This is a genomic window from Pseudomonas sp. LG1E9, assembly GCF_003290225.1.
GTDB classification, from domain to species: domain Bacteria; phylum Pseudomonadota; class Gammaproteobacteria; order Pseudomonadales; family Pseudomonadaceae; genus Aquipseudomonas; species Aquipseudomonas cyclaminis.
Map to the genome: position 1 here is coordinate 4,549,643 of NZ_CP029983.1, position 23,866 is coordinate 4,573,508.

The 23,866-nt window shown below is 62.6% G+C and carries 25 protein-coding genes; 7 read left to right on the plus strand and 18 right to left on the minus strand.

Features of this window, described 5'->3' with window-relative positions:
* Positions 1-25 precede the first annotated feature (25 nt).
* The 3 genes from DNK50_RS20655 (at position 26) to DNK50_RS20665 (ending at position 3,065) form a co-directional block, all read left to right on the plus strand.
* On the plus strand, positions 26-1,489 hold the full coding sequence (locus DNK50_RS20655) for an aldehyde dehydrogenase family protein (RefSeq protein ID WP_112196067.1): 1,464 nt from the start codon (positions 26-28) through the stop codon (positions 1,487-1,489).
* Positions 1,490-1,647: 158 nt separating this feature from the next.
* Positions 1,648-2,562, plus strand: coding sequence for an NAD synthetase (locus DNK50_RS20660; RefSeq protein ID WP_112196068.1), 915 nt, complete (start codon positions 1,648-1,650; stop codon positions 2,560-2,562).
* Entirely contained in the window at positions 2,559-3,065 is a 507-nt protein-coding gene (locus DNK50_RS20665; RefSeq protein WP_112196069.1) for a hypothetical protein, read from the plus strand. The genes DNK50_RS20660 and DNK50_RS20665 overlap by 4 nt, the downstream gene beginning before the upstream one ends.
* Positions 3,066-3,132: 67 nt before the next feature.
* Here DNK50_RS20665 and DNK50_RS20670 read toward each other — a convergent pair whose 3' ends face one another.
* On the minus strand, positions 3,133-3,621 hold the full coding sequence (locus DNK50_RS20670) for a type VI secretion system tube protein Hcp (protein ID WP_112196070.1): 489 nt from the start codon (positions 3,619-3,621) through the stop codon (positions 3,133-3,135).
* A gap of 183 nt (positions 3,622-3,804) precedes the next feature.
* Between DNK50_RS20670 and DNK50_RS20675 the strand changes: the two genes are divergently transcribed.
* Together DNK50_RS20675 and DNK50_RS20680 are read left to right on the plus strand one after the other, a co-directional pair.
* Entirely contained in the window at positions 3,805-4,719 is a 915-nt protein-coding gene (locus DNK50_RS20675; protein WP_112196071.1) for an NAD synthetase, read from the plus strand.
* Entirely contained in the window at positions 4,716-5,201 is a 486-nt protein-coding gene (locus DNK50_RS20680) for a hypothetical protein (protein WP_256592885.1), read from the plus strand. The genes DNK50_RS20675 and DNK50_RS20680 overlap by 4 nt, the downstream gene beginning before the upstream one ends.
* Before the next feature lie 127 nt (positions 5,202-5,328).
* Here the strand turns inward: DNK50_RS20680 and DNK50_RS20685 are convergent, their stop codons facing one another.
* Genes DNK50_RS20685 through DNK50_RS20710 form a run of 6 tightly spaced genes read right to left on the minus strand, consistent with a single transcriptional unit; the run spans position 5,329 to position 12,445 of the window.
* Positions 5,329-5,754, minus strand: a complete 426-nt coding sequence (locus tag DNK50_RS20685; protein ID WP_112196072.1) for a RidA family protein — start codon at positions 5,752-5,754, stop codon at positions 5,329-5,331.
* A gap of 11 nt (positions 5,755-5,765) precedes the next feature.
* Complete coding sequence (locus DNK50_RS20690; protein ID WP_112196073.1) at positions 5,766-7,349, minus strand: FAD-dependent oxidoreductase; 1,584 nt, start codon at positions 7,347-7,349, stop codon at positions 5,766-5,768.
* 12 nt (positions 7,350-7,361) lie between these two features.
* The gene (locus tag DNK50_RS20695; RefSeq protein ID WP_099586549.1) at positions 7,362-8,285 is read right to left on the minus strand and encodes an ABC transporter substrate-binding protein; all 924 of its coding nucleotides are present in this window, start codon (positions 8,283-8,285) and stop codon (positions 7,362-7,364) included.
* Between the two features lie 18 nt (positions 8,286-8,303).
* Complete coding sequence (locus DNK50_RS20700; protein ID WP_112196074.1) at positions 8,304-9,077, minus strand: amino acid ABC transporter ATP-binding protein; 774 nt, start codon at positions 9,075-9,077, stop codon at positions 8,304-8,306.
* Complete coding sequence (locus DNK50_RS20705) at positions 9,070-10,035, minus strand: amino acid ABC transporter permease (protein WP_112196075.1); 966 nt, start codon at positions 10,033-10,035, stop codon at positions 9,070-9,072. Before DNK50_RS20705 ends, DNK50_RS20700 begins: the two co-directional genes overlap by 8 nt.
* 16 nt (positions 10,036-10,051) lie before the next feature.
* The gene (locus tag DNK50_RS20710; protein ID WP_112196076.1) at positions 10,052-12,445 is read right to left on the minus strand and encodes a TonB-dependent siderophore receptor; all 2,394 of its coding nucleotides are present in this window, start codon (positions 12,443-12,445) and stop codon (positions 10,052-10,054) included.
* A 582-nt stretch (positions 12,446-13,027) separates the two neighbouring features.
* Between DNK50_RS20710 and DNK50_RS20715 the strand changes: the two genes are divergently transcribed.
* Positions 13,028-13,312, plus strand: coding sequence for a DUF1778 domain-containing protein (locus DNK50_RS20715; RefSeq protein ID WP_099586545.1), 285 nt, complete (start codon positions 13,028-13,030; stop codon positions 13,310-13,312).
* Positions 13,270-13,791 (plus strand): GNAT family N-acetyltransferase, encoded by a 522-nt coding sequence (locus tag DNK50_RS20720; RefSeq protein ID WP_112196077.1) that lies wholly within the window; start codon positions 13,270-13,272, stop codon positions 13,789-13,791. Before DNK50_RS20715 ends, DNK50_RS20720 begins: the two co-directional genes overlap by 43 nt.
* Positions 13,792-14,055: 264 nt before the next feature.
* Here the strand turns inward: DNK50_RS20720 and gspD are convergent, their stop codons facing one another.
* Genes gspD through gspE form a run of 11 tightly spaced genes read right to left on the minus strand, consistent with a single transcriptional unit; the run spans position 14,056 to position 23,855 of the window.
* Positions 14,056-16,263: a type II secretion system secretin GspD gene (gspD, locus tag DNK50_RS20725; protein ID WP_112196078.1), complete on the minus strand. Its 2,208-nt coding sequence runs from the start codon at positions 16,261-16,263 to the stop codon at positions 14,056-14,058.
* Positions 16,260-16,784 (minus strand): general secretion pathway protein GspN, encoded by a 525-nt coding sequence (locus tag DNK50_RS20730; RefSeq protein ID WP_099586542.1) that lies wholly within the window; start codon positions 16,782-16,784, stop codon positions 16,260-16,262. Before DNK50_RS20730 ends, gspD begins: the two co-directional genes overlap by 4 nt.
* Positions 16,781-17,392, minus strand: a complete 612-nt coding sequence (gspM, locus tag DNK50_RS20735; protein ID WP_112196079.1) for a type II secretion system protein GspM — start codon at positions 17,390-17,392, stop codon at positions 16,781-16,783. Before gspM ends, DNK50_RS20730 begins: the two co-directional genes overlap by 4 nt.
* Positions 17,367-18,386 carry a PilN domain-containing protein gene (locus DNK50_RS20740; RefSeq protein WP_112196080.1) on the minus strand — a complete coding sequence of 340 codons (1,020 nt, stop codon included), beginning with the start codon at positions 18,384-18,386 and terminating at the stop codon, positions 17,367-17,369. Before DNK50_RS20740 ends, gspM begins: the two co-directional genes overlap by 26 nt.
* Positions 18,383-19,108, minus strand: coding sequence for a general secretion pathway protein GspK (locus DNK50_RS20745; protein WP_112196081.1), 726 nt, complete (start codon positions 19,106-19,108; stop codon positions 18,383-18,385). Before DNK50_RS20745 ends, DNK50_RS20740 begins: the two co-directional genes overlap by 4 nt.
* Positions 19,105-19,734 carry a prepilin-type N-terminal cleavage/methylation domain-containing protein gene (locus DNK50_RS20750; protein ID WP_112196082.1) on the minus strand — a complete coding sequence of 210 codons (630 nt, stop codon included), beginning with the start codon at positions 19,732-19,734 and terminating at the stop codon, positions 19,105-19,107. The genes DNK50_RS20745 and DNK50_RS20750 overlap by 4 nt, the downstream gene beginning before the upstream one ends.
* Positions 19,731-20,093 (minus strand): prepilin-type N-terminal cleavage/methylation domain-containing protein, encoded by a 363-nt coding sequence (locus DNK50_RS20755; RefSeq protein WP_099586538.1) that lies wholly within the window; start codon positions 20,091-20,093, stop codon positions 19,731-19,733. The genes DNK50_RS20750 and DNK50_RS20755 overlap by 4 nt, the downstream gene beginning before the upstream one ends.
* Complete coding sequence (locus DNK50_RS20760; protein ID WP_112196083.1) at positions 20,090-20,521, minus strand: type II secretion system protein; 432 nt, start codon at positions 20,519-20,521, stop codon at positions 20,090-20,092. Before DNK50_RS20760 ends, DNK50_RS20755 begins: the two co-directional genes overlap by 4 nt.
* Before the next feature lie 3 nt (positions 20,522-20,524).
* Positions 20,525-20,941, minus strand: coding sequence for a type II secretion system major pseudopilin GspG (gene gspG / locus DNK50_RS20765; protein WP_095185610.1), 417 nt, complete (start codon positions 20,939-20,941; stop codon positions 20,525-20,527).
* Between the two features lie 20 nt (positions 20,942-20,961).
* Positions 20,962-22,164, minus strand: coding sequence for a type II secretion system inner membrane protein GspF (gspF, locus tag DNK50_RS20770; protein WP_112196084.1), 1,203 nt, complete (start codon positions 22,162-22,164; stop codon positions 20,962-20,964).
* Entirely contained in the window at positions 22,161-23,855 is a 1,695-nt protein-coding gene (gene gspE, locus DNK50_RS20775; protein ID WP_160385074.1) for a type II secretion system ATPase GspE, read from the minus strand. Before gspE ends, gspF begins: the two co-directional genes overlap by 4 nt.
* Positions 23,856-23,866: the final 11 nt, after the last annotated feature.

Below are 23,866 nucleotides of genomic sequence, written 5' to 3' on the forward strand. Positions count from 1 at the left end.
ATTACCGCTCCAGGGAGCCAGTTGGATGACCACACACCCTTCGAACAGCTACAGCATTGACCCGCACACGTCCCGGCAGTTTTACATCGACGGGCGCTGGGTTCCCCCTGCCATTGCGGCCAGCCTGCCGGTGGTCAACCCGGCCACCGAGGAGGTGGTTGCCCATGTCGCGCGCGGGTCGGCCGAGGATGTCGACCGCGCCGTCGCCGCTGCACGCGCTGCGTTTGCCGGGTGGTCCACGACCCCGCCTGAAACAAGAGCGCAGGTGCTGGGGAACATCCACGCGCTGATCCTTGAACGCCAAGAGCAACTGGCCCAGGCGCTGTCCCTGGAAATGGGCGCTGCCATTGGTTTTGCCCGGGCGATGCAAGTGCCGCTGGCGGCCGAGCACGTGCGGGTCGCCCGTGACCTGCTGTCCAGCTATCGCTTCCAGACGGTGGAAGGCGGCACCGCCATCGAGCGCGAACCCATCGGCGTGTGCGGCCTGATCACACCGTGGAACTGGCCGCTGTATCAGATCACCGCAAAAGTCGCCCCCGCCCTCGCCGCCGGCTGCACCGTGGTGTTGAAACCCAGCGAACTGTCGCCGTTGAGCGCCCTGCTGTTTGCCCAACTGGTGCACGACGCGGGCCTGCCGCCGGGCGTGTTCAACCTGGTCAACGGCAGCGGTGCCGAGGTGGGCGCTGCCATGGCGGCCCATGCGGATATCGACATGATTTCAATCACCGGCTCCAACCGCGCCGGTGCGCTGGTGGCCCAGGCGGCGGCGCCTACGGTCAAGCGCGTCACCCAGGAGCTGGGCGGCAAGTCCCCGAACGTGCTGCTACCCGACGCCGACTTCGCCAAGGCCGTGCCGCTGGGGGTGATGTCGGCGTTTCGCAACGTCGGCCAATCGTGCAGCGCGCCGACGCGCATGATCGTGCCAAGAAACCGCCTGGCCGAAGTCGAAGCACTGGCGGCGGCCACCGCCAATGCACTGATCGTGGGCGACCCGAATTCGCAAGATACGCAACTGGGCCCGATTGCCAACGAAGCCCAATTCAATCGCGTCCAGACCCTGATCCACGCCGGCCTCGACGAGGGCGCCAAACTGGTGTGCGGCGGGCCTGGTCGGGTGGCGGGGTTCAACAAGGGTTTCTACACCCGGCCGACGGTTTTCTCCGAAGTGGGCAGCGCCATGCGCATTGCCCAGGAAGAAATATTCGGCCCGGTGCTGTGCATCATCGCCTATGAAACGCTGGATGAAGCCGTCGCCATCGCCAACGACACGGTCTACGGACTGGGCGCCCACGTCCAGGCCCAGGACCTGACACAGGCACGTGCCGTGGCATCGCGCATTCGCGCCGGGCAAGTGCACCTGAACTACCCCGCGTGGAACCCGATGGCGCCGTTTGGTGGCTACAAGCGCTCGGGCAATGGTCGGGAATACGGCGTCCATGGGTTTGAGGAATACCTGGAAACCAAGGCCATTGTCGGGTTTGGTGAGTAAACCACCGAGGGGAGCGTCGCAACGGCGCTCCCTTTACCTGGCGGCAAGCCGTCAGACCGGTTCGAGAAGTGGCCGTCTCGAAAAGGCGAAACGTCCGACATTAATTTTCTCCACGACATCATTACCCTCTCGACTCCCGCACACTCCGGAGTTAAGGAATGACCGCCGCCCTGTTCAAGGATGGATTCCCATCAGCCCACCGCACCACACGCCAACACATTGAAAGCAGTCTCGACCTGCGGCGATTGTTCTTCGCCATAGACGCCGACCCGGCGTTGATCGGCGCGGGCGTGGTGTATATCGATGGGGATTTCAACGTGGTGGTATTGCGTGAGTTCCAGGCGATTTGCCGGGTGCAGCCGATCAAGCTGGTGCTGCGGGAAGCGCCGAGGTATGTGGGGCCGGTGGAGTTCAAGCGGATGTTGGAGCATGAGCCTCGGGAGTCGAGGTTGGCGGCGGAAGCTATCAATACGGCAATTGCGTGCACCGGAGTAGTGTTGAGTTGGATGGTCATCGCGAGTGGGGCTGCGCTGATGCCTTTTACAGCTGGTGCTAGCTCGATAATTTCGTTTATCGGTAAAGCTGCTGCCGTTGCAAGTACAGTTCAATGCATCGGTGGCGCTCTACGGACAGCATCAGAGTTAGCCTTTGCGGAGGTTAATGACTACTTGGATAACGAGACGTGGTATGAGGCCGCAACAGCGGTGTTGGACGGTATTGCTTTGATGGGCGTTGCCAGCTCGGCATTAGTCACCGTGAAAGTCGTCACAACGACCACAAAAGCAACCGGAAAAACAGCTAGGCAAGTGCTTAGAGGCCTGACACGGCAAGAGCGGGCAAAATTGAACAATGAGCTGCTTAAAATCCGAGATCCAAGACTAACGACCAAGTTACTCAAGCTGGAAAAAACCTCCGGCAATGTGGCCAAACGTATCAGCGCTATTCAAATGCAGCGTGCAACTGCCGCACACAAAATGGACATAGCTGCGGCCTTGCTCGGTTTTACCAGCAGCACAGTCTCTGGGAACGTAAGAACTCTGGCGTTGGGCATCTACGAGGAAGTTAACCTGTGAGCCAACAACGCAAGATAAAAGGTCAATATTACTCATCACTCTTTATTGAGGATCCTTGGCAACTCCTCAAACGGTTCATGCCCGTGATTGGAGGTGATGCATTGGCAGGGTGTTTCTCGATCGCGTTGACGACGATCCTGGTGATGCTTACGTATTTGCCTAATCACCCCGTAGAGTTTGTCGCCAAAACATGCTTTTTCGGCGCCGCGAGCTTGGGCGCAGTATTCGCCCTGGCCAAATACGAAGTGCTCTACGGCCGTATCCACTGGGTCTGGATAAACGTTGCGATCTACCTACTTTGCCTGCTGATATCCCTACCCGCCATATTGTGGCGCCCCAACACCTATCTGTACGCACTGGCCCTGCTCTGCCCACTTCTCGGCCTGCTCGTTCTCAACAGCAAACGCTGCCGCGAACTACGACACAAATCTCTCGAACTGCGCCACAAACGCCAAACCATCATCGCAACTATGAAACAACAGGGTCGCTGGAAATGGTGGTGATCTTTCTACCGCACCCATTGAAACAGCGCTGTCGACAACAACAGCGCTCTCCCTGAGGCTCACCTACTCAAGCTTTGACGTTCTGCCGAATATTCCAGCCAAACTTCACAGCCCCGCCGTCCTTGGTGCCGTCCGCCTTCTGCGGCTGATAGCTAACGTCGACGGTGGCGAAGTTCAACGCGATGCTGTCGTACAACACATCATCGGCGGTTTCAGCACGGGTGCTGTAGGACACCACCATGACTTCCTTCAAGGTGATCACCAGGTACTCCACCGGGCTGGCTCCACCGGCCTTGCGCACCACCAACTTGGCTTCGGGGTAATGCTTGCCGGTGGCGCAGGCCATCATCAGGTTGGGGCTGGATTTATCCAGGGGTTTGGTCAGGTTCAGGTTGGCAAAGTCGGCCTTGCCCGAGCCGCCTCCCGTACCGGAATGCATCGAGCCGGTTTGCGACAAACCCCAGCCCCAGTTGGTGATGTCGATCTCGTCACGATGAGCTTGGTCCCGCGATTCGCCCTTGATATCGCCCAGTTTCAAAAACATATCGACTGCCATGTTGGCTCCTTGTCCTGTGGTACGTCGCAAGTGACGTGGGGCGCACTTTTCCTCAATCGGGAGCGGGCTTACAAGACGTCAAAACCGCTTCAGGAAGTGCCCGACTGCAAATGGCGAAGCTTCCGACATTCATCTCAGTTGCAGCGTCTTTACTCTCTCAGCTCCCAAAAAAGGAGTTAAGGAATGACCGTCGCCCTGTTCAAGGATGGATTCCCCTCAGCCCACCGCACCACACGCCAACACATTGAAAACAGCCTCGACCTGCGGCGATTGTTCTTCGCCATAGACGCCGACCCGGCGTTGATCGGTGCGGGGGTGGTGTATATCGATGGGGATTTCAACGTGGTGGTATTGCGTGAGTTCCAGGCGATTTGCAGGGTGCAGCCGATCAAGCTGGTGCTGCGGGAAGCGCCGAGGTATGTGGGGCCGATGGAGTTCAAGCGGATGTTGAAGCATGAGCCTCGGGAGTCGGAATGGGCAGCGGAGGCCTTGAGGACGGCGGTGACGTGTACCGGGGCGCTGTTGAGTTGGCATGTTATTTACAGCGGAATCGCCTTGATGCCTTTTACGGGTGGCGCAAGTGTTGTTATCTCATTCATTGGCACTGCAGCAGCAGTAGCGGGGTTGTTCCAGTGCGCCGCCGGAGTCTATCGAACGGTAAACGAAGTTTGGGATCCGCAGATGAATGACGACCTGGACAGTACTGCTTGGTACGAAGGAATGATGGCAGCTTTGGATGCTGTGTCTTTACTTGGTGTCGCCTCTTCTGCCGTAACGACGGTGAAAGTAATCAACCTGTCCAAGCGCGTCACAGGTAAACCACTACGAGAAGTATTGCGCGGACTGAGTCGACAGGAACGGGCAAAGTTAACGAATGAACTCCTGCGAATCCAAGACCCGCGCCTGACACCCAAGCTCCTCAAGCTCAAGCAAGCCGCACGTAACGCGCCAAAACGCATTCCAGCAACACAGATAAAACCAATCATCGCGACCCATCGCAATGATTCCATTGCAGCAGCACTGGGCCTCGCCAGCAGCGGTATGTCCGGAAACACCAAGACGCTGGCCATCGGTATCTACGAAGAGTTCAGCGAATGAAGAACCGCCAGGAGCCCCTTTACCTTATAGATCCTCGTCCTCTTTGGGCTCGTCACAGACTGGCGTTGTTTGGCGGTTTAATAGCCTTGTGCGTTTCGATTGCCAGCACCGCCACGCTGATGAATCTCACCTACTTCGCCCACGCATCCGATGAACTGACCCGTGATGCGTTCTTCATCACAGGCGGGATTGCGTGTGTGCTATTCGGCGTCGCGCAGAGCTTGGTCCTTCATGGTTATCCACGATGGGTGTGGCTTCAGGTTGGTGTGTTCATCATCGACTTGCTGCTCGTAATGCCAACAATTCTATACAGCCCCGATCACCTCCTTTTTACCCTTGCCTTACTAAGTCCGTTGATCGGGCTTCTATGCCTGAACAGCAAACGCCAGCGACAAATGCGCCGAGAGATGTTGGAAATCAGGCATAAACGCAAGGGCGTTATCGCGACTCTGAAACAACAGGGCCGCTGGAAATGGTGGTGATCCTCAAGCCGCCGCACTCCGTGCCGCCGTATGCCGCTTCACCGGCACCGGCAGCCCCAGGTGCCCGCTCACCACAGAGTGATGATTCAGCCTTTGATGTTTGTGTAGATATCCATGTCCCACAGTTTTAATCGGCTGTACGGGCCGCGATGGCTTCGACTTCCACCAGCGCACCAGGCAAGGGCAACGCGACGACTTGCAACGCCGTGCGCGCCGGTTTGTTCGGCTGCTCCGGCGTACCGAAGAACTGCGTATACCCGCGCTGCAACCCGGCGAAATCCAGCTTGCCGTCGGTCTCTTCGGCGCCGACCAGAAACACCCGCAACTGCACGATGTCGCCCAGGTCCAGGTCTTGCTGGCGCAGGATCTGGCGCAGCTTGTTGAACACCGAAACCGTCTGCGCTTCGGTGTTGCCAAACACCCCTGGAACCGTTGGATCAGCCAGGTCCGGCAAGGTCCCGCTGACGAAAACCAGGCTGGCGGACGCCGGTACGGTGACCGTCTGCGAGATCGGGAAATCGCCGACGCTGGTGCGTTGAATGCTGTCGCTCATGGTGTGTCTCCTTAAGAGGCGGCGAGTGCCGCGACCTGTCGTTGTTGGGTAACGCGTTCGGCCAGTTGCGCGATCACATGCCGCGCCGAGTTGGCCGCCGATTCCTGCCAGATGCCAACCCCGCTTTGCACCAGGCCATCACCGGCGAAATACACGCGGCCGTGGCCGGCTTCGAGCAGGCTGCTGGCGTCGGCCGGGAAGTGTTCGCGTTGCAGCCATGGGCCCTCGCTGAAGGGGATCTGTTCCCAGGTCACCGCCAGGGGGTGGCGCAGGTGTTTGGAGTAGCCGGGGTGCAGCAGCTCCACGGATTCCTTGGACGCGGCGTACTGCTCGGCGAAGGGTTTGGCACCAAATACATCGGCGCCCTCGCCCGTCACGTAGCCCGCCACCAGCAGGCCCTCGCGGGTGTTGAGGTCGTTACTCGGGTACCACAGCAGGCGCGCCGGATGCTCGATCCACGACAGGCCGCCGTAGGTGCGGTAGTCGGTTTCCCAGAAGCGCGGGGATTGCCACGCCACTTTGGTTGCCTGGTCGCTGCGGGTGCTGCGCAGCGCGGCTTTGATCGGGTCGCTGAAGTCAGTGTCGAGTTTGGCCAGCAGCGGCAACGGCAGGGTCGAGATCAGATAATCGGCGCGCACCACCTGTTCGCGGCCGCTGCGCCGGTCGTGATAGGTCACCGCTACGCCGTCTTCCAATTGACGGATCTGGCGGACCACGGCACCTGGCTGCACATGGTCACGCACGCGCAGGTAGAAGGCGTCGGTGATGCGGTCCATGCCGCCGACCGGTTGGAACATGGTCGCCGAAAACTCCGGAAACTCGGTGTGCAGCAACGCGCCCCACAGCTCCGGGTGCAGCAGTTGGTCCAGCGACAACGGGCTGCGACTGGCGGGCAAAGCGCCCGGATGTGCGGGAGACTCAAGGTGCCCCGAACGGATCGTGCCCTCGAAGGCCAATTCCTGGGACAAGTCGCCATACACCCGCAAAAACGCCAGCAACCGCGTGCGTTCCTCAGCACTCAGCACATCATCGAGGGCATCACGCTGCACCGCTTTGGCCAGCAAACCGGACAAGTGCCCGCGCGCATCGTTGATCGCCTGGCCGACGCTGAACGCCGGCTGTTGCACATCGGGCCGCACTTGTGCGCCATGGCTGCTGTTGACCAGCACTTCCAGGGGTACGCCCAGTTCGCTGCAATAGTCGAGGATCGTACGGTGCTGGCTGGGGATTCGTGCAGGACCTGCGTTGAAGTAATGCCCCTGGTCGAAAGCCGCCGTTTGCGTGCGACCATCCTTGTAGTCCACGCGGTCGCCATGGCGCAGGGTCCAGGTGCGCCCGCCGACCCGCTCGCGGGCCTCCAGTACCTGCACGTCAAACCCGGCGCGGATCAGCTCCAGGGCACTGACCAGCCCGGCGATCCCGGCGCCCAGCACCAGCACACGGGTGCCCTGCCCCAGGCCTTCCTTCAACTTCAACGGTTGCGGACGGCGGTGCGATGACGGCCCCAATCCCAATACCGCCAGTGCATCCTTGACGGCTGTTTCGCCGCCTACCGCCGCAATGCTCGACAGCGCTTCACGTCGTGTCAGTCCCATGTCGATTGCTCCTTAATCCGGCAGGCCCGGTGGGTTGATCAGCGACTTGTCGACGCGCTCCACGTCCAGGCCCCAGCGTTGCAGCACCTGCTCGTATTGGCCGCCGGCAATCGCGCCTTCCAGGGCGGTGTGGATCGGTTTGACCAGGCCGTTGTCCTTGCGCGTGGTCACGGCAATATCGGCCTGCAACGGCCAGCCACCGTTGACCGTGCCTACACGCTTGATGCCGCCGGTGATTGCCGCCGAATAGGCGTAGACCGAGTTAGGCCCGAACAGCGCGTCGCTGCGTCCGGACTGCACCGCCAATTGCGCGGCAGCCTGGTCGTCGAAGTACTGCAACAGCGCGGGCTTGAGGCCGGCCTTTTCGTTTGCTTCGTTCCAGGCCAGCAGGACTTTTTCCTGATTGGTGCCGGAGCCGACGATGATCTTCAGCCCGGCGATGTCCTCGGCCTGTTTGATCTCGGTGATCTTGCTGGTGGCCTTTACGTAAAACCCCAGCACATCCTGGCGATAAGTGGCGAAGTCGAAACGCTTCTTGCGCGCCTCGGTCACGGTGACATTACTGATCACCGCGTCGTACTTGCCCGAGCTGACGCCCAGCGGCCAATCCTCCCAACTGGTCTGCACCACGTTGAGTTGCAGGCCGAGGCTGTCAGCCACCAGTTGCGCGGTGTCGGCTTCGCTGCCGATGGTGGTCTTGTCATCGCTGGCCAGCAGCGCCAGGGGTGGCCCGGCCACGCCGGACACGGCCACGGTGAACTTGCCCGGCTGGGCGAACTTGAAGCCCGGCGGGATCTGCGCGATAGCCGCCTCGTTGCGTGGCACATGGATGCGCACGCGGTCGGGGCTGAGGTCGACCTGTTGCACGGCAAACGCGCTTTGCGCGGTACTGACGGCAAGCGCCAACAAGGCCACGCGAGCAGTGGTGATAAACATGGGCAGTCACTCCTTGAACTAAAGCACCTTGCCGAGAAAGGCCTGGGTGCGGGGATGTCGGGGTTGGCGGAAGATCTGTTCGGGCGGGCCCTCTTCGATCAATTGGCCGTCGCAGAGAAACACCACGTGGTCGGCCACTTCGCGGGCAAAGCCGATCTCGTGGGTGACGATCACCAGGGTCACGCCCAGTTGGGTCAGGCCCTTGATCACGTCGAGGACTTCACCCACCAGCTCGGGGTCGAGGGCCGACGTGGGCTCGTCGAACAGCAGCACCTTCGGGTCCAGCGCCAGGGCGCGGGCGATGGCGACGCGCTGTTGCTGGCCGCCGGAGAGCTGGCGCGGATAGGCATCGGCCTTGTCCCCCAGGCCGACCTTGGCCAATAGCTCAGCCGCCTTGGCCAGCGCCTCGGCCTTGCTCCAGCGTTTGTGGGCCAAAGGCGCTTCGGCAACGTTTTCCCAGGCGGTGAGGTGCGGGAACAGGTTGAAGTTCTGGAACACGAAACCCACGTCGATGCGACGCTTGAGAATCTCGCGTTCCTTGAGTTCGTACAGCAGGTCGCCCTTGCGCCGATAGCCGACGTATTCACCGTCGATGGTGATGTGGCCGCTGTCGATTTTCTCCAGGTGGTTGATGGTGCGCAGCAAGGTGGACTTGCCCGAGCCGGACGGCCCGAGAATCACCGTGACCTTGCCCGGGTCGATGGTCAGGTCGATGCCCTTGAGCACCTGCTGGCTGCCAAAGCGCTTGCCCACGCCCTGGATCTGGATACGTCCTGCGCGCGCTTCACTCATGGGATTTCTCCTTGAGCCAGCCGCGCAGGCGCTGCAACGGCGTGGGCGGCAACACCCGTGCCGTGCCCCGTGCGAAATGCCGCTCGACGTAATACTGGGCGCTGGTGAGCACGGTGGTGATGATCAGGTACCACACGGTAGCCACGATCAGCAGCGGGATCACCGCCTGGGTCCGGTTGTAGATGACCTGCACGGTGTAGAACAGCTCCGGCAAGGCCAGCACGTAGACGATGGACGTGCCCTTGACCAGGCCGATGATTTCGTTGAACCCCGACGGCAGGATCGAACGCAGCGCCTGGGGCAGGATGATCCGGAAGATGCGTCGTGATGCGGGCAAGCCCAAGGCTGCCGCCGCTTCATGCTGGCCGCCGTCGACACCGATCAGGCCGCCGCGAATGATCTCCGCCGCGTAGGCTGCCTGCATCAGGCTCAAACCGAGGACCGCCGTGGTGAACTGGCTGAGCACGTCCACCGTCGACCACTCGGCAAACACCACGCCCGTGAACGGCACGCCGAGCACGATGTGGTCATACAGGTAGGCAAAGTTGTACAGGATGATCAGCACCAGCAACGCCGGCATCGAACGGAAAAACCAGATGTAGCCCCAGGCCAGTGCCGCCAGCAGCGGCGAGCCCGACAGCCGCGCCAGGGCCAGCGCCGTGCCGAGAATCACGCTGAACACCGTGCTCAGCAGCGTCAGCAACAACGTCTGCCCCAGCCCGCGCAGCACCGACGGCGAGAAGAACCACTGGCCAAACACGCCCCACTCCCAACGCGGGTTGGTGGCCAGGGAATGCGCAATGGCGAGCAGCACCAGCGCAGCAAAGATCGACCCGGCCCAACGCCACGGATGGCGGGCGGGCACCACTCGCAGGGCTTTGATCGGTGTGGAGACACGGGCCTGGCGAACCACGCGGGGTGGGTCAATCAGGTCATAGGGTTTGGCGACGATAGGCATGGTGTATTCCTCGGCCTCAGAAGGCATAGGTCAAGCGGGTGTAGTAGTACCCGCCGGTGAATCCGTAGGGCGAATAGGTGCCGTAGCTGCTGACCATGGTGCTGCTGGGCACGCCTTGTTTCTTGGGGTAGACGTCGAACAGGTTCTTGGCGCCGATGGCCACGTTGAGGTCTTTGGTGAGGTTGTAGCCAAGGTCGAGATCGGTGATCCATTTGGCCGCGTAGACCCGGTCGAGGCTGCGGTCGGCAGAGACGTTGACCTCTTTGTAGGCGCCGTAGCGGGTCAAGGCCAGGTTGAGGTTGAAGCGGCCGAAGCTCCAGTCACCGCCCAGGATCAGCTTGGTGCTGGGCTGCACGCCGGTGATCAGGTTGCGTGCCTGGCGATCCATCAGGTCGTAGGACGTGCCCAGGATCGTGGTGGATTCCTTGTAGTTGAGGATTTTGGTCTGGTTCCAGTTGAACGCTGCGGTCCACTTCAGCGCGCCGTATTGGCCCAGGTCCTGGCTGTAGTTACCGACCAGATCGAGGCCTTTGGTGCGGGTGTCGGCGCCGTTGATAAAGTACTGGCCGCCGGAGGTGGAGGTGATGCCGTTGCCTTGCAGCACCTGGGTAATTTCCGAGCCGAGCAAGGTGCCGGTCAGGGTGATGCGGTCACGCAGGTTGATCACGTAGGCGTCGGCGGTGAAGCTCAGGCGGTCGGTGGGCGTGAGGGTGAAACCGAGGCTGAAGTTGGTCGAGCGCTCGGGCTTCAGATCCTGGGCGCCCAGGGCCTGGGCCGCCGCCGAGCCGGTGGGCAGCACGCCGTAGTTGATTGACTGATACACCCCGTCCACCACGCCATAGGTGGTGGAACGCGCACTGAACAGGCTGTTGGCCAGGGACGGCGCACGGAAGCCATTGCTTACCGTGGCACGCACCGCGAATTGCGGTGTGAAATCGTAGCGGGTGGTCAACTTGCCGCTGCGGGTGGCGCCGACGCCCTGGTTGTAATGCTCGTAGCGAAACGCGGTGCCCACGTACCAGTCCGGCACCGGGTTGAAACCCACGTCGACGTAGCTGGCCAGGCTGTTGCGCGAGGCGCTGCTTTCTTCATCCGGTGAAATGCCGTTGGTGACCTGCGCCCCGCTTGAGGCGCAATTGCCCGGCGCCACGCAGTAGCCGCCGTTGGCGTAGGACTCGTAGTCACCGGCCTGCACTTCATAGGTATCGCGCCGATGCTCGAAGCCATAGCTCACATCCAGCGGCTTTTGCAGGCCGATATCGAAGCCGCGCTTGAAGTCGAGGTTGGTGGTCAGCTCGGTGCTGATCCAGGTACCGGAGGTAAAGCTGTTCGGCGTGGCCTCGCCCAACGACGGGTTCTGGTTATGGGTGGTGCCCTGCTCCGCTTCGTTGCGCCCGTAAGTGGTGGACAAATCCCAGTCCCACTCGCCGACGGTGCCTTTGCCGCCGAACGCGGCCTGGAAGTCGTCTTCGTCGATGTACCAGGTCGGCGTGTAGCCGCCGGGGTAGCCATTGGGCCCGGTGGTGATGGTGTTGGTGATGGTCGGCAGGCGGAAATTCTGCCCCTGCTCGGCCTTGCGCCGCGAATAGGTGGTGAACGAATACAGGCTCAAATCGTCGTCGATCGGCAGCTCGGCGTTGTAGCCCAGGGTCAGCAGGTTGGTCTTCGGCGTGCCGTAGCCGCCATAGGTGGAACGCCCCGCCTGCTCATAGGCTTGGGCATAGGTGTAGCCGTTGGCGCTGGCCTTGTTGTCATCGTTCTGGCTGCGCGCATCCAGTGCCAGTTGCACGATGCCGCCGTTGCCGATTTCAAAACCCTTGTTGAGGCTTTGTTGCACGGTCTGCTTTTTGCCGTCGTAGCCAAGGCCCGCGTTGGTCACCGACGTGCCGCTGGTATCGGCCTTGAGGATCACGTTGATCACCCCGGCAATGGCGTCGGAGCCGTACTGCGCGGCGGCGCCGTCGCGCAGCACTTCCACATGGTCGATGGCGCTGATGGGGATCAGGTCCAGGTCGGCCGGCGCGGCGCCGGTGTTGATGCCGTTGATGTTCAACGTGGCCGCGGTGTGGCGACGTTTGCCATTGACCAGCACCAGCACTTCGGCGGCACTCATGCCCCGCAGGTTGGGAGCGCGGGCAATGCCGCTGGCGTCCCAACCGGTTTTTTCCGGCAGGGTGAGCGATGGGATCACCGCGCTCAACGCCTCCATCAAACCGGGCTTGCCGGTGCTTTGCAGTTGCTTGGCGCTGACCACATCAATCGGCACCGGGCTGCTGGTGACCGTGCGCTGCTCGGCGCCACGGTTGCCGGTGACCACCACTGTGGACAGGGTGCTGTCGTCCTGGGCGTGGGCGGCGTTGGCCAGGACGGCCAGTGTCAGGAGGGTGGTGGGTTTCAGCGTTTGTTTCATGGGCGTGCCTGTCTTTCCAAATCGCGAAGTCGGGCACTCACGCGGCGGGGCGCGGTGCTCGGTTTTTTTGGGCGTGTTGCGGCGATTTGGGGTTAGGGCGAGTGCGGGGGTTGAATTGGCAACATACGTTGAACTCCCTTCCAACGATTCTGCTGCGGGGGATGATCACCCGGTTATGGCGCGCAGAATCTTGATTACGCTGGGTACCATCCGAGGTCAGGGGTAGGCTGTTGCGATCAAACATAACGGAATGGGTTGGGGAAATATAATGCTGTTTTGGTATAAGCTAATATTCTCTAATTTTATTATTTTTTATATTTTTTATTCATTTAAATAATGTTTTTTTGGGATCCAGCATGATCAACAACGCATTGAAGGGAGAATTCCATCAGGAAAAGGCAATGAGTTTATGGAGAATTGCTGCGTTTTCGGCGGATTGAAAGCGCAGTTGAACGTCTATCTGACACGCAGAAACGTATATCCAACAGATATACTCGTATAGACATAAGATACACAGGCACCTTACTATCCACCCGAGGAGGCTAAGACCTGAAAACAACCCTTCCAAGGTGGGAACCCAGCATGGCTGCAATTATTGAAAAACCCAAACCCGTTCCGATCAACATGAGAGCGGACGAAAGAAAGCGCAACCTGATCGATCTGGCGGCGGCCCTGTCCGGTCGGGATCGGACCAGCTTCATTCTGGAGGCTGCTTGCCAAAAAGCAGAAGAAGTCATCCTGGATAAGCGTCTGTTCCTTCTTGACGACGTCGCATTTGACGCATTCGAACAGGCCATGGATGCCAACCCGATACGAGGTAACGAATGCCTGCATCAACTTCTCGAAAGACCCAAAAGGTGGAGCTGAGGGCCCCCGAAAAGCTGAACGGCGAACACATCCTGGATCAATTCGATTCAGGTGAACGGTCGATCGACGATTACCTGCACATGCAGGCGCGTAAGGCTCAGGCAGCCAAACAAGCTGTGGTTTACGTCGTCTGCCGCAAGGACACCTCGATTGTCATGGGGTATTACACGCTCTCGAGTGGTTCCATCGCCCGCGCGAATGTCGCCCCGAAGAACCATCAACGCAATTCGCCAAGCGTTCATCCTGTAACCCTGCTGGGGCGCATGGGTATTACTCAAGCGGCTCAAGGCCAGGGCTATGCCATCGACCTGCTGCAGGACGCCATTGAGCGCGCCATCAGCGCCTCGAATGCCATCGGGTCCAGCGCACTGATTGTTCATCCACTGAACGAGCGCCTTTCGAGCTTTTATACCAAGTACGCAGGGTTCATACCGTGCCCAGGGCTATCGCCGATTACGTTGATGTTGCCGCTTCGCTAGCCAATGACATTGCCATCGCAACATAGATCTCTACGCAACTTCATCAGGATAATCCGTAGATAGCCGTTACCGCAGCAACGGATATGTACTCGGTCAGATCCAACATCCTGGTCGGCTGTCAGGCCGCGTGTGTGTGTCTGGTGTACTCGGTTAAAAATGTGGGAGGGGGCTTGCCCCCGATAGCGGTGGTTCAGTCACCGTCTGCATCAACTGACACACCGTTATCGGGGGCAAGCCCCCTCCCACACTTTTGACTACGTTCCTTCAGTTAGCCGGCTTCAACAGCTGCATCTGCTGCCGATAATCATCCGTCACCTGCCTGGCCTGGCTGCTGCTGGTAATCACCCTAGGTGTAATCAAAACGATCAGTTCGGTCCGATCCTTGGACTTGCTGGTATTCCCAAACAACCACCGCAACCCAGGAATCTTGCCCAGATACGGCACCGCACTCACCGACTCCGCGTTGTCCTGCTTGATCAACCCCCCCAACAACACCGTCTGCCCACTCTGCACCGCCACCTGGGTCGACACCGAACGCGTGGAGATACGCGGGTTCGTCGGCGTATCGCTGCCAGTGGACGCCTGGTCCTGTGCATCACTGACCTGTTGTTGAATATCCATGTACACCAACCCACCCGGATTGATCCTCGGCACTACATCCAGGATCACCCCGGTCTGCACATATTCAACACTGCTCAACGTGGTATCTGAAGTACCGGTATTCACAGTGGTCTGGCTGATGGGAATGTTGTCCCCCACCTGAATCTGCGCCGGCTGGTTGTTCATCACCACCAGCGACGGCGCCGACAGCACCTGGGTGCGGCCGTTGGTTTCCAGGGCATGCAGCGCCACTTGCAGGTTGGAGCTGACGAAGGAATAGAACAACGAATCCGCCGCCCCCAACCCGGCCCCGCCACCGCCCAGTGCACCTTGGCTGCCGGAGGCGTTGGCCACGGTGGTGCTGGTGGAATTGCCCGCCAGGCGTCCCAGGTACCACTGCACGCCGAGGTCCAGTTCACCGCTGAGTTTGACCTCAAGAATGCGCGTCTCGATCTGCACTTGCAGCGGCGGATTGTCGAGGCGTTTGATCGCCGATTCGATCTCTTTCCACTGCACCGGACGGGTGCGCACCAGCAGTTGGTTACTGCTTTTCTGCGCGGTAATGCGCGTGCCGGCGTCGAGGCTTTTGGCCGGGGCGCCTTCGGTGGTTTGCGGTTCGGCGCTGTCCTCGGCTTCGGGCTCCTGCGCTTCGTCATCGACCACCGGCTGGGTAGTGTTCAGCCCACCCGGTGTGCTGCCGGACGTGCTGTTGGTGCCCGGCGACGACAAGGTCGCGGTGCGCAAACCGGGGGCGACCTTGGCCGGGGTGTCGTCCTTGATCGCGCCGCTGCCGTAGATCTGCCGCAGGTACTTGGCGAGGTCGCTGGCCTTCATGTTGCGCACGTCGTACACGTACATTTGCGGCTCGTTGCCGCCGCCTTCGTCGATGGTGTGAATCCAGTCGCCGACTTCACTCAAGTATTGCGGTTGCGAAGAAATCGCTACCACCGAGTTGGTGCGCTCGATCGGCAGGAATCGCACCATGCCCGCCAACGGCATGCCGCTGTCGGGGCCGAACATCTTTTGCAGTTCGGGCATCAGCTCGGCCACCGAGGCCCGTTGCAGGCCGAACACGCCGACGGACATGCCTTTGAGCCAATCCACGTCAAAGGTGTCGATGGTGTCCTGGTAGTTGGCCAGTTCCTCGGGGGTACCGGCCAGGCTCAGCACATTGCGCGCCGGGTCCACCAGCAAGAATGCATTTTCCCGGGCGAACGGCTTGAGCAGTTTCTGCATTTCAGTGGCAGAGATGTAGCGCAGTGGAAACAGCCGCGCCGACAGGCCGCTGGACGGTTGCGACACACGCATTTCCGGCACCAGCTTGCCCGCCACCGCCTGGTTGGCCGGCAGGATCACATAACGACTGCCCTGCTTGATCATCGCGTTGTCGGTCCAGGACAGCAGGGTTTCCAGAATCGACAATGCCTGCTGTTTGTTCACCGGTTTGGAGGTGGAGAAGCTGACGTTGCCCTTCACGCCCTGGGCGATGCTGTAGTTCTCGTGCAGCAGATCGCCCATCACGCTGTTGATCACCGCTTCAATCGGCTGGTCGGCAAAGTTGAACACGATGTCGCCGCCGCCCTCCTCCTTCGCAGACGCCGCCGCAACCGGTTGGCGCACGAACTGCTGATTGCCGCGAATCAGTTGGCGCTGAGGCGGCGTTTTTGCCTGGGGCTGGCCGTTGTCGACCGGGGTCTGTTCACTGGCCGGGTCCACGGGCGGACGTTGTGAGCCGGTGCCCTGCATCGCTTCGTGCAACAGGGCGTCGTCCGGGTCGAGGTGCTCGGGGAATGTCCCGCAGCCACCGAGGGCGACGGCGGTGGCCAGGCAAAATGCGGTGGTGCGCAAGGCGCCAGGGAAAGTATCGATCAAGGGGTGGACTCGTGAGGAAGGGTAATCGGCGGTGTGCTGGACGGCGGCGGCAAACGCAGGGCCCGCAGGCTCAAGGTCTGGCTGCGGCCGTCAAGTACGAAACGGGCGTCGCGGGGGGTCAGGTGTTCCAGGCGCCAGCCGTTGGGCAGGGTCTGGTCCTGGTGGACTTTCAAGGGTGGGCCATCGGCGCGCTTGAGCAACGCCACGCGCAGGTCACCGTCGAGGACGATACCAGTCAGCGTGAGGCTCGACAGGCTGGAGACAGCGCCTTGGCCCACCGCGCGGTCGGGGCTGCGGTCGGGGCTGAACAACGGCGCCTGCCACGTACCGGCCAGGCTGTCCAGGGTCGCGCTCGGGGCCACCAGCACCTTGGCCGAGGCATTGGCGCGGCTATCGGGCGCGGGCGGCGGTAACCACTGCGGCGCGTCGCCGAGGCTGCTGAGGATGCCGGCCATGAGCACACCCAACAGCCCGGCCACGCCGATCAAACCCCATTCCAGGGGACGCAAGGTGCTGATCATCGGCGCACCTGCGCGGCGGCGGCCGGTTGCAGGTAGCCGCGCACCAACAGGTGCACCACCAGCTTACCGGCGCCGCCACTGGCGGGGGCGTTCGGGGCGCGGCGGATGCTCATTTCATCGACAAACAGAAACGGCCGCTGGTATTCCAGCTCATGCAGGATCGCGGTCAAGGGCTCGATGGCGCAGTTGAGGGTCAGGCTGACTTTGACTTGGCGATAGGGCTCGGCATCGTCTTGCTCAGGGGTGATGGGCATGCGCTGGGTCAGGCTGCAGCCGCCACCGAGGCCGGCGCGGCTGTTGATCAGGTCGGCGATGCGCTGCATCAAGTCGGCGGCCACCGCGCTGGGGTCATCGCCGGGCAACAGGCTGGTGCTGCTGGCCGGGTCCTGGCGCGCTTCTTCGAGTTGCTGGCGCAGGCTGTCGCCCTGGCGCAACACGCCGGCGTAGCGCTGCTGCTGTTCGCGCAGTTGCTCGGCCTGTTCGCCCAAGGTGCGCAACGGGCCGGCAAACCAGCTGTCGATCAACAGCCAATAGGCGGCGCCGAGCACCAGCGCGAGGGCGATCAACGCGGCGCCACGGCGTTCACGGGGTGTCAGTGGTCGGCGCATCGGCGGCCTCCTGGTGCAGGTGGGCGCGCAAGGAAAACTGATCCTTGCCGGTTTGCGCATCGGGTTGGATCACCCCTTCGAACTGGGCGTTTTCCAGGCTGCGGCAGTTCTTGATGCGGGTGATCAACGCGCTGGCCTTGGCGCTTTGCCCGGAGAAGGACACGTCGGCGCCGTCGTTGACTTCCAACTGGTCGATCCAGGTGTCGGGCGGCAGGCAGGCGGTCAGCTCGCTGAGCAGCGCGGCCAGGGGCGGCTGCGCGGCCTTGCGGCGGATCAAGTACTGCGCGGCGCCGCGGGTATTGAGCAGTTGCTGGCGCAGGGCCTGGACTTCGGCGACCTGGGCGCGCTGGGACTGCACGCTGTGTTGCATGGCGTCGAGTACCCGCTGGCGATCGTTGAGCCACAGCAGCATGGCGGCAATCAGCAAGGCGCCGCACAGCCACGGCAGGCTGCGTTGCAGGCCCTTGCCCGCCGGGCGCTGGCGCGGACGCAACGGCGCCGGCAGCAGGTCGATGCCCATGGGCACGCCGGCGCTGTCGCAGACATCCACGGCGTGGGGTTGCAAGCCAAGTGCCGCGCAGTCGTCGAGGATCTGGTCCAGGCGCTCGCGCAGGATTGCCACCAGCGTCACCTGCAGATGGGTGGCTGTGCGGCGTTCCTGACGGGCGACAAAGTACAGCTGGGCGGCGTCGAACGGGGTGAAGCGGTCCAGTTCATAACCGACCACCGTCGACAGGTTGCGCGCGGCGGCCACCGGCAATTGCAGGCTCTGCACCAGCACCGCGTCTGGTGCCAGCAACAACACCTGGCGTGCCTCGCCAGGGAGCTTTTGCACAGGCGCAGTGAGCGGCCACGGGTAGACGCGCTCGGGCATGTCATGGGGCAATAACCAGCCAGGCAGGCAGCCACGCAGCTCCTTGAGCCACAGGTCCCAGCCCTGTTGCAACAGGCTGCCTTGCCAACGCTGCACGGCGGGCTCCAGGTATTTATTCATTCTTGCCAACGTAGGACTCGATAAGGTTGTGCGCTGCCTTGCGCGGGGCTCAATAACACCGTGGCTTGCAGCTCGGCGTGGTAACCGCCGGGGCGTTGGGCGCGGCTGCTGACCACCAGCACATCACCGGGGTCGGCACCCACCGCGCTGGCGTGTGGCAGGTTGAGGGCGTGGCGCATCAACGGGCTGGCGAAGGCCGGGTCGGGCCGGTCCAGGCCACTCCACAGGCTGATTTCCGGCACCAGCGCGCTGTACAGCGCCTGGGTCATGCCCGGCAACTGCCGGACTTCTTCCACCACCCGAAACGGCGCCAGGCCTTGGTTGCGGCGCATCTCCAGGTCCCTGGCCAATTGCTTGGCCTGGGCCTGGGTGGCACCGCAGGCCAGGGCCAGGCGAGCAAAATCGCCCACCTCAGCGCTGTTGAGGTACAACTTACCGCGCTCGCTGCGCAGGCTTACGTGCAACTGCGCGTCGTCAAACACCAGCGGGATTTCACGCCCGTCGGCAATCCATTGCTTGCGCTGCGACGGGTCGGCCACGGCTTGCATCGCCAGCGCCACGCCCGCCTCTGCCGCCAGCACCGCCTGGGTATGCTGGCGATGCCACGCGGCCTGGCGGGTTTCCAACTGCACCCAGCCGGCCAATCCGCCGAGCAACAGGCTGAGCAAGGCCAGCACCCACAGCACCAGCAACAGCGCCACACCGCGTTGATGCCTGATCATTCGGGCGCCCCGCCGGACAGGTTCAAGCGCAAGGCCACCACCTGGGTCACCCACGGCACCGGACCGTTGACCCGGGCGGCAATCCGCACCGCGTAGGGCAGGCGCTTGGGCCACGGCCACGCGCTGATCCAGCCGGTGGCCTGACCCTTGGGCGACAGGCCGCGATAGCTCAATTGCAGGTCTTCGACGCCCCTGAGCAACACCTGTGGCTCGCTGCGCGAGGCCGGTACGCTGACTTGCGCCAGGGACTCAAACCGGGCGAACGCCACCTGCAAATCACGCGGCGCATCGGGCCCGGTCAGTTGCAGGGTGAAACGCTGAATGCCGCCGCCGAGCACACCGGGCAGGGTCGCGACAAACTGCATGCGCTGCGGCTCGCCTGTGAAAAAACCATCGACCTGGCTGTCGTCCTCGGTCACATCCAGCGGTAACGCCTCGCTGATGGCGGTGCGCAAAAACTGCTGGGCGGCACGCATTTCGTCCAGGCTGACCGTGTAACGCTGGGCCTTGAGCACCGCGCGATTGGCACCGAGCAACGCGCCGCCAACCAACGTCAGCAACACCCCCAGCAGGCTGAGCACAATCATGATTTCGAGCAGGGTAAAACCCTGCTGGCGAGGCTTCACAAACCGGCCCCGGCAGCACGCAGTTTCAGGGTGCTGAACTGCGCCTGGCGCGGGCCTTCGCTGACGCTCAGGTCCAGGCGAAACAGGTGCGCCTGGCCGATGCGGCTCGGCTGTTGGGCAATGCGCAGTTGCCAGGCGACGCCGTCCATTTCGCCCTGGCGCGTGCCGCTCGCCAGCGGGCCCGTGCCCTCCTGATCCATCACGCTCAAGGCCGCATGGGTGAGGCGGTCGCTATGGGCCACCTGCAACAGCGAGCGTGCACTTTGGCCAAAGGCGACCAGCAGCACCGTGCTACAGATCGCCATCAGCGTCAGCGCGGCGAGCATTTCCAGCAGGGTGAAACCGCGCTGGTGCTTCATGGCAGGGCCCTGGACTGGACGCTGCCGGTCAGCCAGCCAATGTCGATGCGCCAACGCCGGCTGCCGTTGGCCAGTAGCAGGTTGCCGCCGGTGGAGCTGCCATCGGGATAGAAATCCACTGCCGAGCCCGCTTGCTCGGCGGTGTGCAGGGTCACTTGCAAACCGGCCGGCCAGTGCTGTTTCGGGCGACCGGGCGCCTGGACGCTCAAGTTGCGCAAATCGAAAACGGTACTTTCCGTGGTGCCACTGACAATCGCCCGCGCCCGCGTGCTGCGCAGCGCCTCGACGATCTGCCCCACCGCCTGGCGCTCTTTCGCTGCGCGCAGACCTTGTTGCAGGCCAAACCCGACTAACCCGGCCGCGATGCTGATCAAGACGATCACCACCAGCATCTCCAGCAGGGTAAAGCCGCGTTGGGCGCTGGCCATGGGTTATTCCCAGTTGCCCAGGTCGGCGCTGTAGCCTTCGCCGCCGGGTTGGCCGTCCTGGCCGTAGAAGATCAGGTCGAACGCGCCGTGCTCGCCGGGGAAGCGATAGCCGAAGGCATGGCCGAACGGGTCCTTGAGGTCCGACGGCTTGGCGTATGGCCCGGCCCAACCGGCGCTGTTGCCGGGTTTTTCGACCAGCTGCTGCAGGGTCTTGGGCGGTGAGCCGACATCCAGCCCGTAGCTTTCGATTTTCATCGACAGGCTGGCCAGTTGCGCTTTGCCCGCGCCGTATTTGCCCTTGTCGACGTTACCGCCGACCTGGCGCACCACAATGGTCGCGACGATGCCCAGCAGCACGATGACGGCAAGCATTTCCAACAGGGTGAAACCGCTTTGGCGGCGTGCAGGTTTTGAGCGCATGGGGGTGGGTCCTCGGGGGTTCATATATTGCTGGTCAGGCTCATCAGCGGCAGCATGATCGCCAGCATGATCACCGCCACCAGCACCGCCATGACCACGGTCAGGGACGGCACCAGCGCGGCGAGCAGGCGGTCGATGCCGCGTTTGGCTTCGACGTCGAACACGTCGGCGACCTTGAGCAGCATGCTGTCCAGTTCGCCGGCCTGTTCGCCGACTTCAATCATTTGCAGGGCCAGGTCCGGCAGCAGTGGCTGCGTGCCAAAGGCACTGGCCAGGGTGCCGCCGCCCTTGACCGACTCGGCGGCCTGGGCGACCTGCGCTTGCAGGGCACGGTTGGTGCAGACCTGGCGGGCAATGACCAGGGCTTGCAGCAGGGCCACGCCGTTACTGAGCAAGGTGCCGAGGGTGCGCGCCAGGCGGGCGGCTTCGACCCGTTGCAGCAGCGGGCCGATGAGGCGAATGCCCAGCACACGGCGGTCGTAGCGTTCACGCCGTTGGGGATCACGCAGGCGAGCGAGCAACCCCCAGATGCCGACGATCAGCCCAGCCAACACCGCCAGGCCATAGGCGCCGAGGAACTGGCCCAGGCCGAGGATCACTTCGGTGATCAACGGGATCGGAACGCCCAGATCCTTGAAAATCGGCACGAACTGCGGCACGACATACGCCAGCAACAGCGCCAGGGAGCCGAGCACGCCGACCACCAGGAACGCCGGATAGATCAGCGCGTTGATCACCTCGCCCCTCAGCAGTTGGCTGCGTTCCAGGTAATCACTGAGCTGGCGCAACGTGTTTTCCAACGCGCCACCCGCTTCCCCCGCACGCACCATGCTCAGGTACAGCGGCGAGAACTGGCTGCCCTCCTCTTCCAGGGCTTTGGACAAGGGCTGACCGGCCTTGACGTGTTCACGAATGCGCTCGATCAACGCACGGGGCTGGGGCTGGCCGGGCTGCTTGAGCAAGATGCCCAGGGAGCGCTCCAACGGCTGCCCGGCGCCCAGCAGCGTGGCCAGTTGCTGGGTAAAACTGACCAACGCCGCGCCGTTCAGCTGCCCGCGCCCAAACGCGTTGCGCAGCCCTTGGGCGCCGGCCACATCAATGTGCAATAACAACAAGCCGCGCTTGTGCAGCGCGGCGACGGCGGCGTCCTGGTCCTTGGCTTCCAGGGTGCCATTGTGCGGGGTGCCCTGGCTGTCGAGGGCGCGGTATTTGAACAGGCTCACGTGCCCTCCCCGCGTGTCACGCGCAGCACTTCTTCCAGGGACGTGACCCCGGCCACGGCCTGACGCAGGCCTTCTTCATGCAAGGTGCGCAGGCCACCACGACGGGCGGCCTGCTCCAGCGTGGCGGCGTCAGCCTGGCGCATCAGCAGGCTGCGCAGTTCCTCGTTCATCACCAGTAATTCGGTGATTGCACTGCGCCCGTGGTAGCCACCGCCCGGTGCGTCGGCGCGAGGGCGATAGAGCAGGATCGGACGCTGCTCGGTAAAGCGCTCCAGGCCGTGTTCGGCAATCAATTCCGCCGGCGCTTCGAAGGCTTCGCGGGTGGCCGGGTCGAGGCGGCGCACCAGGCGCTGGGCGAGGATGCCGTTGACGGTCGAGGCGATCAGGTAGCTCTCCACGCCCATGTCCAGCAGGCGCGTGATGCTCGCCGCCGCGCTGTTGGTGTGCAGGGTGGACAGCACCAGGTGGCCGGTGAGGGAGGACTGGATGGCGATGCGGCAGGTTTCCAGGTCGCGGATCTCGCCGATCATGATCACGTCCGGATCCTGACGCACGATCGAGCGCAGCGCGCTGGCAAAATCGAGTCCGATGGCCGGCTTGACCTGGATCTGGTTGATGCCTTCGAGCTGGTACTCCACCGGGTCTTCCACGGTGATGATCTTGCGCTCGGCGGTATTGAGCCGCGACAGCGCGGTGTACAGCGTAGTGGTCTTGCCCGAGCCGGTCGGGCCGGTGACCAGCAGGATGCCGTGGGGGCGTTCGAGTACTTCGAGGAAGGTTTCCAGGCGCTGCCCGTCGAAGCCCAGGCTCTGGAAATCGAACTGCACCGTCTGGCGATCCAGCAAACGCATCACCACCGATTCACCAAAACTGGTGGGCACCGTGGACACGCGCAAATCCAGTTCCTTGCCCTGGATGCGCAGCATGATCCGCCCGTCCTGGGGCAGGCGGCGTTCGGCGATGTCCAGCCGCGCCATGATCTTGACCCGCGAAATCACCGCCGCCGACGAGCTGGACGGCGGCGCCTCGGCCTCGTGCAGCACGCCGTCGATGCGGTAGCGCACCTTGAGCTGGTTTTCGAAAGGTTCGATATGAATGTCCGAGGCGCGATGTTCCACCGCGCGCTGCAGGATCAGGTTGACCAGGCGAATCACCGGCGCTTCGGAGGCCATGTCCTTGAGGTGTTCGATGTCTTCCAGCGCACCGCCCTGCTCGTCGAGGTTTTCGATCAGGGTGCCCATGGCCGAGCGGCCCTGGCCGTAGTAGCGCTCGATCAGGCTGTCGACTTCGTTGCGCGGCCCCACCGAAAGCCACACCGGCACGCCGCAGGCATAGGCCATGGCCTGGAACGGATAGACCAGCGCCGGGTTGGCCGCCAGCACCCGCAAGCCGCCCTGGCTCCAGCCCACGGGCACCACCTGATAATGGCGCATGAAGCGCTCGGTCAAGGCAGGCAACGGGTCGAGCAACGGTGGCGCGGCGTCCGCCAGTAACAGCGGTGCGCCAAGCAGGTCGGCCCAGGCGCGGGCCAGTTCCACTTCAGAGACCAGCCCAAGCCGCGTGAGCAGGCCGAGCAATTCGGCGTCGTCCGACTCCTGGGACAGGCGCCGAGCGCGTTCCAGGTCAACGGTTTTCAAGCCGGCGTGCTGCATCAGCCATGCGCAGACCTGTTCGGTGTGCGGGATGTGCATGTCGCAGGCGT